Genomic DNA, 7,670 nt, shown 5'->3' with positions numbered 1-7,670 from the left:
CGACGCCATCGAGGCCGTGGGGACCACCCAGCAGCGCGCCGACCAGGCCATCACCGCCGTCGAGTCGACCCAGCGGCGCGCCGACGACGCCATCGAGGCCGTGGGGACCACCCAGCAGCGCGCCGACCAGGCCATCACCGCCGTCGAGTCGACCCAGCGGCGCGCCGACGACGCCATCGAGGCCGTGGGGACCACCCAGCAGCGCGCCGACGACGCCATCGAGGCCGTGGGGACCACCCAGAAGCGGGCCGACCAGGCCATCACCGCCGTCGAGCGGATCCAGCGGCGCGCCGACCAGGCGATCGCCGCTGTCGAGGACACCCACCAGCGGTCCGACGAGGCGATCACCGCCGTGCAGCGCACGCAGCAGCGCGCCGACGAGGCCATCACCGCCGTCGAGCGGATCCAGCAGCGCGCCGGCGAGGCGGTCGAGGCGGCCCACTCCGCCACCGACCGCGCGGGGGACACCGTCGGGCGGGCCGAGGACCTCGTCGGGCGGATCGACCCGCTGCTGGCCGGCTACGAGGAGCCGCTGGCCCGGCTCACGCCGAGCGTGCGCCGGCTCGCCGAGACCCTCGAGCCGCACGAGGTGGAGGCGCTGGTCACGCTCCTCGACCGGCTGCCCACCCTGGTCGACTCCCTGGACCAGACGGTGATCCCCGTCCTGACCTCGCTGCAGGGCGTCGGGACCGACGTGCACGATCTGGTCGACACCATGCAGGACCTGCGCCAGGTCGTGAAGGGCTTCCCCGGCTCCAAGCTGTTCCGCCGCCGCGGCGCCGAGGAGATCGCGGAGAACGACGACGAGGAGGCCCAGGAGCGGCTGAGCTCCTGAGCCTCCTCGGGGACCCGCCGGTCAGGTCTCGGTCGGGTAGCCGAGCGCGCGGGCGACGTCGCCGATCCGCTCGAAGGTCTGCCCCTCGGGCAGGCGCTCGAGCTCGGCGACCACCGCGTCGGGCGCGCGGTGGTCGAGCGCGGCCTCGACCAGGCCGGGACCGTCGGCCGGGAAGTCGGCCCGGACCAGCCACCGCGCGAGCTCGGCGCGGGCGACGACGGCGTCCTCCGTCATCCCGACCGGGACGCCGCCGACCAGCGTGCCCTCCGGGTCGGCGTCGATGTCCGGCTCGCCCTCGGCCACCGGCTCGACCTCGCGGAACTCCTCGGAACGCGTGGCGTGGTTGGCCTTGAGCATCCCCTGGATCTCGTGCTCGAGCTCCTCGTCGAGCCGCGGGTTGTGCTTGTTGCTGCGCGATGACGCCCCGGCGAAGCGGTCGTCGGTCTCGCTCACGGTGTCTCTCCTCTTCTGGTGCGGCTCACTTCTTCTCCAACGCGGACGGCTTGTGCACCGCCGTCTTGCCGCTCTTGTCGCTCTCGACCTCGTACTGCGGGTCGTCGGAGCTCGCCTTCACCTTCCGGCCGCCGGCCTCGGTCTCCTCGGTGATCTTCTTCGTCACCGTGCCCTCGGCCTTGCTGCCGTGGCTGTTCCAGGTGACGTGGTCACCCTTCTGGAAGTCGTCGGACACGAGCTCGCCCTCCGTCGGCGTCGACTGGTCCCTCCCCGGTGCCCCTCCCGTTCGGAGGGCACACATGGGCGGCGGCACGCCGGCGGTCGGCCCGCGCCGCGACGGAGATCACCCCGCCGCGCAGGTGCGCCACCCGATCAGGCAGTGCCAGGACGGCGGCGATCACGTAGCGTTGCCGGTGACGGGGCCCCGCCGGGCGAACCTGCTGCTGAGTGTCGAGCAGCGGTGACGCACAGTGATCCGGCACCGTCCTCGATCGCCGGCCCGGTCGACCCCATTCCCCCGGGGTCGGCCGGGTCGGCCCGCACCGGCACCCGGTCCCTACGCTCGCCGGCGTGACCGAGCCCGGCGATCCCCGCACCGTCGACGTCCTCACCGTCGTCTCCGTCACCGACCCCACTCCCTCGGTGCGGCGGGTCGTCCTCACCGGCACCCCGGACGCCGTCGCGGCCGCCGGGCCGACGGTCAACCTGCTGGTGCCCCGGGTGGGCGATCCCGCCCCGCGCTGGCCGGCCGTCGCCCGCGACGGCCGGGTCGTGTGGCCCGTCGGCTCGCACGGGGTGAGCCTGCGCAGCTACACCGCGCGGCGGCAGGACCCGCAGCGCGGCGAGGTGGAGATCGACTTCGTCCTGCACGGCGACGGCCCCGCCGCCGCCTGGGCCGGCGCCGCGGCCCCGGGGGCGCTGCTGGGCGTGGCCGGCGGCGGCCCGCTCGGTGACCGGCCGGCCGGCACCCTGCTGCTCGCCGGCGACGAGACGGCACTGCCGGCGATCAGCCGCATCCTCGCCGCGGCAGCCCCGGACACCGTCGGCACGGCGCTCCTCGAGGTGGCCGGCCCGGAGGAGGAGCAACCGCTCGCCGCGCCGCCGGGGATCGAGGTGCGCTGGCTGCACCGGGGGAGCACCCCGCCCGGGGAGAGCACGCTGCTGGCCGACGCCGTCGCCGCGCTGGAGCGCCCGGCCGGGGACGACCTGTTCGCCTGGGTCGCCGCCGAGTCCGCCGCCGTGCGGGCGGTGCGCGCCGACCTGCGCGGCCGCTGGGGGTTGTCCCGCGCGCAGCACCACGCGATCGGCTACTGGCGACGCGGCCGCGCGATGGCCCCCGCGGGCTGAGCGACCGCGGGGACGCCGGAGGGGCCGCGTCCAGCATCCTCACAGGTAGCCTCCAGGGCGGCCGCAGCAGCGCCGCACACCGTGGACAGCGTGACGACGGTGACCAGGCGTCCGACGGGAGATGTCGTGACGGGGACCCGAACGGCCCGGGGGTCGGCTCCCGAGGCCCGCCTCCTGGTGGTCGACGACGAGCCCAACATCCGCGAGCTGCTGTCGGCGAGCCTGCGCTACGCCGGCTTCGAGGTTGCGACGGCCTCCGACGGCCAGCAGGCGCTGGCGCTGGCGGCGTCCTTCCGCCCCGACCTGCTCGTCCTCGACGTCATGATGCCGGGGCTCGACGGCTTCGGGGTCGTCCGACGGCTGCGCGAGACCGGCCGGCGCACCCCGGTGCTGTTCCTCACCGCCCGCGACGCGGCCGAGGACAAGGTCTCCGGCCTGACCCTCGGCGGCGACGACTACGTCACCAAGCCCTTCAGCCTCGACGAGGTGCTCGCCCGGATCCGGGCGGTGCTGCGCCGCAGCACCGGCCAGCAGCGGGCGGCCGAGAGTCCCCGGCTGTCCTTCGCCGACATCGAGCTCGACGAGGAGTCGCACGAGGTCGTCAAGGCGGGCGAGGTCGTGAGCCTGTCCCCCACCGAGTTCAAGCTGCTGCGCTACCTCATGGCCAACGCCGGGCGGGTGCTGTCGAAGGCGCAGATCCTCGACCACGTGTGGAACTACGACTTCAACGGCGAGGCCAACGTCGTCGAGTCCTACATCTCCTACCTGCGGCGCAAGATCGACACGACCGAGCCGCGGCTGCTGCACACCATCCGCGGGGTCGGCTACACGCTCCGGCTGCCGCGCGGTTCGTGACCGGAGCGCCCCCCGGGAGCGACCGGGGAGCGGTGGACACCGTGCCCGGCGCCCCACCGGCGACCCGCGGCGGCCTCCGGCTGCCGCGGGTCCCGCTGCGGATCACGATCGTGGCGCTGCTGCTGGCGCTGGTCACCGTGGCCCTGATCGCCACCGGCCTGACGGCGACCTCCCTGCTCAAGCGCTACCTGGTCGAGCAGCAGGACGAGCAGCTGGCGAACCAGCTGCGCACGGCACGCGAGTCCCAGGACGTCGTCGCCTCCTGCCTGCTCGGCGGCCGGCAGCGCGTCATCACCTTCGGCTACCTGGCCTGCGCGGTGCCGGGTGAGGCCGCACCGATCGTCATCTCCGGCCCGCCCTCGGACGACGCCCTGCCCGACCTGAACGCCGCCCAGGTGGGCGCCATCGCCGCCGGGACCGACCGCGACGGGCGGCCCGGCGGCCCCGGCGGCCCGACCGCGTACACGGTGCGCTCCGTCGACGGCGACACCCTCTGGCGGGTGACCGCCGCGACGCTGCCCAGCGGGCTGGTCGTCGTCGTCGGCGGGGACCTCGACCGCGACGACCGGGTGATCGGCCGGCTGGTGGCCCTCGAGGTCGTCGTCGGCCTGGTGGTGCTCGTCGCCCTCGGCCTGGCCGGGTACGGGCTGGTGCGTCACAGCCTGCGCCCGCTGGCCGCCGTCGAGCGGACCGCGCAGGCCATCGCCGCCGGCGACCTCTCCCAGCGGGTGCCCGCCGGGGACGGCCACACGGAGGTGGGCCGGCTCTCGCAGGCCCTCAACGGCATGCTCGCCCGCATCGAGAGCTCGTTCCGCGCCCAGCAGGCCTCCGAGGAGCAGGCCCGGGCGTCCGAGGAGCGGATGCGCCGGTTCGTCGCCGACGCCAGTCACGAGCTGCGCACCCCGCTGACGTCGATCCGCGGGTTCGCCGAGCTGTACCGGCAGGGCGCCGTCGGCAGCCCCGCGGAGGTCGAGCGGCTGATGCAGCGGATCGAGAGCGAGGGCGCGCGCATGGGCGTGCTCGTCGAGGACCTGCTGCAGCTGGCGCGGCTGGACCAGCAGCGGCCGCTGGCGCTCACCCCGGTCGACCTGGCCGAGCTCGCCGGCGACGCGGTCCACGACGGGCGGGTGCTGCAGCCCGACCGGCCGCTCGCGCTGCACGTCGACGAGGCGATGACCGAGGTGCCGGTGGTGCTCGGCGACGAGGCCCGGCTGCGCCAGGTCGTGGGCAACCTGGTCACCAACGCGCTGGCGCACACGCCGGAGACGGCGCCGGTCACCGTCTCGATCAGCGAGGACACCAGCGGCGGCGGCGACCGGGTGGTCCTGCGCGTGGCCGACGAGGGCCCGGGCATGGCGCCGGAGGTGGCCGCGCGGGTGTTCGAGCGCTTCTACCGGGCCGACGCCTCGCGCAGCCGCGCCGCGGGCGGCACCGGCCTGGGCCTGTCGATCGTGGCGGCACTGGTGGCCGCGCACGGCGGGGACGTGTCCCTGGACACCGCCCCCGGACGCGGCTCGGTCTTCACCGTCCGGCTGCCCCGCTCGGGCCCCGACCTCGGCCGGGGCGGGGTCCCCGGGCAGGCGCCGGCACCGGCGGACGTACGGTCCGCGGGTGACCACTGACGCCGAGGGTGCCCCGTACGACCCCGACCTGATGGCGGCCGTCACCGACCTGGGGGACGCGCTGCGCGGGCTCGTGGAGGCCTCCGTGCGCACCACCGTCCCGGCCGGCGAGCTGCACGAGGTCGCCGCCGCGGTGCGCGCCGCCGCCGGACGGCTGGGGGCCTCGACCCGCCCGCCCACGCAGCTGCCGGCCCTCGACGACCCGGTGCGGTTCCGGCGGGTCTACAACCCGGTCACCGGCGTCGGCAGCGCGCTGGCCCCGCCGCTGGCGCTGCGCGAGGAGCCCGGCGGCGTCGTCGGCGAGGTCTCCTTCGGCCCGGCCTACGAGGGCCCGCCGGGCTACCTGCACGGCGGGGTCAGTGGGCTGGTCATGGACCAGGTGCTCGGCGCGGCCACCATCCGCGCGGGCCTGTGGGGCATGACCGCCCGGCTCGAGCTGGACTACCGCCGTCCGGTACCGCTGCACACCCCCGTCGTCTGCCGGGCCCGGGTCACCGAGGTCGGCGGCCGCAAGTCCGTCGTCACCGGCTCGATCGCCCCGGCCGACGACCCGGGCCGGCCGCTGGTCGAGGCGCGGGCGGTGTTCGTGCTGCCGCGGGAGGAGCTGCGGACGGCCTACTTCGCGCAGGTCACCGACGCCTCCGGCCGCCACGCCCCGCCGCAGCGGCCCACCGACGCGACCGCCCCGGCCCCCGACGGGGACCGGTGAGGGACGTCGAGGTCGCCGCTGCCGCGGCCCGGGCGGCGGCCGCCGTGCTGGTGGAGCTGCGCGCGGGGAGGCTGACCGGCCGCGAGCTCGGCGACGCCGGGGACGCGGCGGCGCAGGCGGCGATCACCGCGGTGCTGGCCGCGCACCGGCCCGACGACGTCGTCTTCAGCGAGGAGGCCGCCGACGACCGCAGCCGGCTGGAGGCGGGACGGGTGTGGATCGTCGACCCGCTCGACGGGACCCGCGAGTACGGCGAGACGGACCGGTCCGACTTCGCGGTGCACGTCGCGCTGTGGGCGTCCGGGCGGCTGAGCGCCGCCGCGGTGGCGCTGCCCGCCGTCGGCGAGGTGCTGGTCACCGACCCCGCGCCCGACCTCCCGGCCGTGCCCGCGCGGCCGCCGCGGATCGCGGTCAGCCGGACCCGCCCGCCGGCGCAGGCCGGGGCCGCCGCCGCGGCGGTCGGCGGCGAGCTGGTGCCCCTGGGCTCGGCCGGGTGGAAGACGACGGCGGTGGTGCGCGGCGAGGTCGACGCCTACGTGCACGCCGGGGGCATGTACCAGTGGGACTCCGCCGCCCCGGTCGCCGTCGCCCTGGCCGCGGGGCTGACCGCCGTCCGGCTCGACGGGTCGCCGCTGCGCTACAACGAGCCCGACCCGTCGCTGCCCGACCTGCTGGTCTGCCGCCCGGAGCTGGCCGCCGACCTCCTGGCCGCGGTCGGCTGACCCGCGTGGCGGACACTGGCGGGGTGACGATGACGACCGACCACCGGCTCACCCAGCTGGAGACGCTCGAGGCCGAGTCCATCCACGTCATCCGTGAGGTGGCCGCCGAGCTCGAGCGCCCGGTGCTGCTGTTCTCCGGCGGCAAGGACTCGATCGTCATGCTGGAGCTGGCCCGCAAGGCGTTCGCGCCGGCGCGGATCCCGTTCCCGGTGATGCACGTCGACACCGGGCTGAACTTCCCCGACGTCCTGGAGTTCCGGGACAAGCGGGTGGCCGAGCTCGGCGTGGAGCTCGTCGTCGCCTCCGTGCCCGACGCGATGGCGCGTGGTCTGGTCCGCGAGGAGCCCAACGGCTCGCGCAACCGGATCCAGACGCCGGTGCTGCTCGAGGCGGTCGAGGAGCACGGCTTCACCGCGCTGTTCGGCGGCGCCCGCCGCGACGAGGACAAGGCCCGCGCCAAGGAGCGGGTGTTCTCCTTCCGGGACGAGTTCGGCCAGTGGGACCCGAAGAACCAGCGGCCGGAGCTGTGGGACCTGTACAACGGGCGGATCCACCTCGGCGAGTCGATCCGCGTCTTCCCGCTGTCGAACTGGACCGAGCTCGACATCTGGCAGTACATCGCCCAGGAGCACATCGAGATCCCGTCGCTGTACCTCGCCCGGGAGCGGGAGGTCGTCGAGCGGCAGGGGATGCTCTACGCCGTCAACGAGTTCGTCCGGCCCCGCGAGGGCGAGCGGGTGTCCCGCGCCACGGTGCGCTACCGGACCGTGGGCGACGCCAACCTCACCGCGGCCGTGCGCTCGGAGGCGACGACGGTCGAGGAGGTCATCGCGGAGATCGCGGTGACCCGCATGACCGAGCGCGGCGCCACCCGCGGCGACGACCGGGTCAGCGACGCCGCGATGGAGGACCGGAAGAAGGAGGGCTACTTCTGACGGAGGACCCCGGTGCCCCCACGCCTTGCTCCGCTCGGCGCGGGCCCCTGCACCGGGGCCGTCCCATCCGCTCACCGGGGGGGGGGGGGGGGGGGGGGGGGGGGGGGGCGCCGCCCGGGGGGGGGGGGGGGGGGGGGGTGGGCCGGGGGGGGGGGGGGGGGGGGGCCGGCCGGGGGCGCCCCCCCCCGCGGC

General features: G+C 76.1%; 9 protein-coding genes. 7 read left to right on the top strand and 2 right to left on the bottom strand.

All coding sequences use genetic code 11. The annotated features are described in order from the left end of the window. The coding region (locus ACI78U_RS24630) for a hypothetical protein (protein ID WP_456878079.1) at window positions 1–835 on the top strand (835 nt) is incomplete at its 5' end. A 21-nt stretch (window positions 836–856) separates the two neighbouring features. On the opposite strand, the gene ACI78U_RS24625 is transcribed toward ACI78U_RS24630, so the two are convergent. Beyond that, window positions 857–1,288 (bottom strand): DUF2795 domain-containing protein, encoded by a 432-nt coding sequence (locus tag ACI78U_RS24625; protein WP_456878078.1) that lies wholly within the window; start codon window positions 1,286–1,288, stop codon window positions 857–859. 25 nt (window positions 1,289–1,313) lie between these two features. Further along, window positions 1,314–1,523 carry a DUF2945 domain-containing protein gene (locus ACI78U_RS24620; protein ID WP_456878077.1) on the bottom strand — a complete coding sequence of 70 codons (210 nt, stop codon included), beginning with the start codon at window positions 1,521–1,523 and terminating at the stop codon, window positions 1,314–1,316. 335 nt (window positions 1,524–1,858) lie between these two features. Here ACI78U_RS24620 and ACI78U_RS24615 point away from each other — a divergent pair, with 335 nt between their 5' ends. The 6 genes from ACI78U_RS24615 to cysD all read left to right on the top strand — a co-directional run bounded on the left by ACI78U_RS24615 (window position 1,859) and on the right by cysD (window position 7,478). Next, on the top strand, window positions 1,859–2,635 hold the full coding sequence (locus ACI78U_RS24615; protein ID WP_456878076.1) for a siderophore-interacting protein: 777 nt from the start codon (window positions 1,859–1,861) through the stop codon (window positions 2,633–2,635). Window positions 2,636–2,761: 126 nt separating this feature from the next. Then, entirely contained in the window at window positions 2,762–3,490 is a 729-nt protein-coding gene (locus tag ACI78U_RS24610) for a response regulator transcription factor (protein ID WP_456878075.1), read from the top strand. Between the two features lie 32 nt (window positions 3,491–3,522). Beyond that, window positions 3,523–5,112 carry an ATP-binding protein gene (locus ACI78U_RS24605; RefSeq protein ID WP_456878074.1) on the top strand — a complete coding sequence of 530 codons (1,590 nt, stop codon included), beginning with the start codon at window positions 3,523–3,525 and terminating at the stop codon, window positions 5,110–5,112. Further along, on the top strand, window positions 5,102–5,821 hold the full coding sequence (locus ACI78U_RS24600) for a PaaI family thioesterase (protein WP_456878073.1): 720 nt from the start codon (window positions 5,102–5,104) through the stop codon (window positions 5,819–5,821). Before ACI78U_RS24605 ends, ACI78U_RS24600 begins: the two co-directional genes overlap by 11 nt. Continuing rightward, on the top strand, window positions 5,818–6,543 hold the full coding sequence (locus ACI78U_RS24595; RefSeq protein ID WP_456878072.1) for an inositol monophosphatase family protein: 726 nt from the start codon (window positions 5,818–5,820) through the stop codon (window positions 6,541–6,543). Before ACI78U_RS24600 ends, ACI78U_RS24595 begins: the two co-directional genes overlap by 4 nt. A 29-nt stretch (window positions 6,544–6,572) precedes the next feature. Further along, entirely contained in the window at window positions 6,573–7,478 is a 906-nt protein-coding gene (cysD, locus tag ACI78U_RS24590; protein WP_456878080.1) for a sulfate adenylyltransferase subunit CysD, read from the top strand. Window positions 7,479–7,670 lie beyond the last annotated feature (192 nt).

It is taken from the genome of Geodermatophilus sp. SYSU D00710 (genome assembly GCF_054050195.1).
This window is presented reverse-complemented; position numbering and strand designations above follow the sequence as displayed.

Coding starts and splice junctions, on each gene's coding strand:
- cysD (WP_456878080.1), top strand. CDS start 6,573: ATGACGACCGACCACCGGCTCACCCAGCTGGAGACGCTCGAGGCCGAG.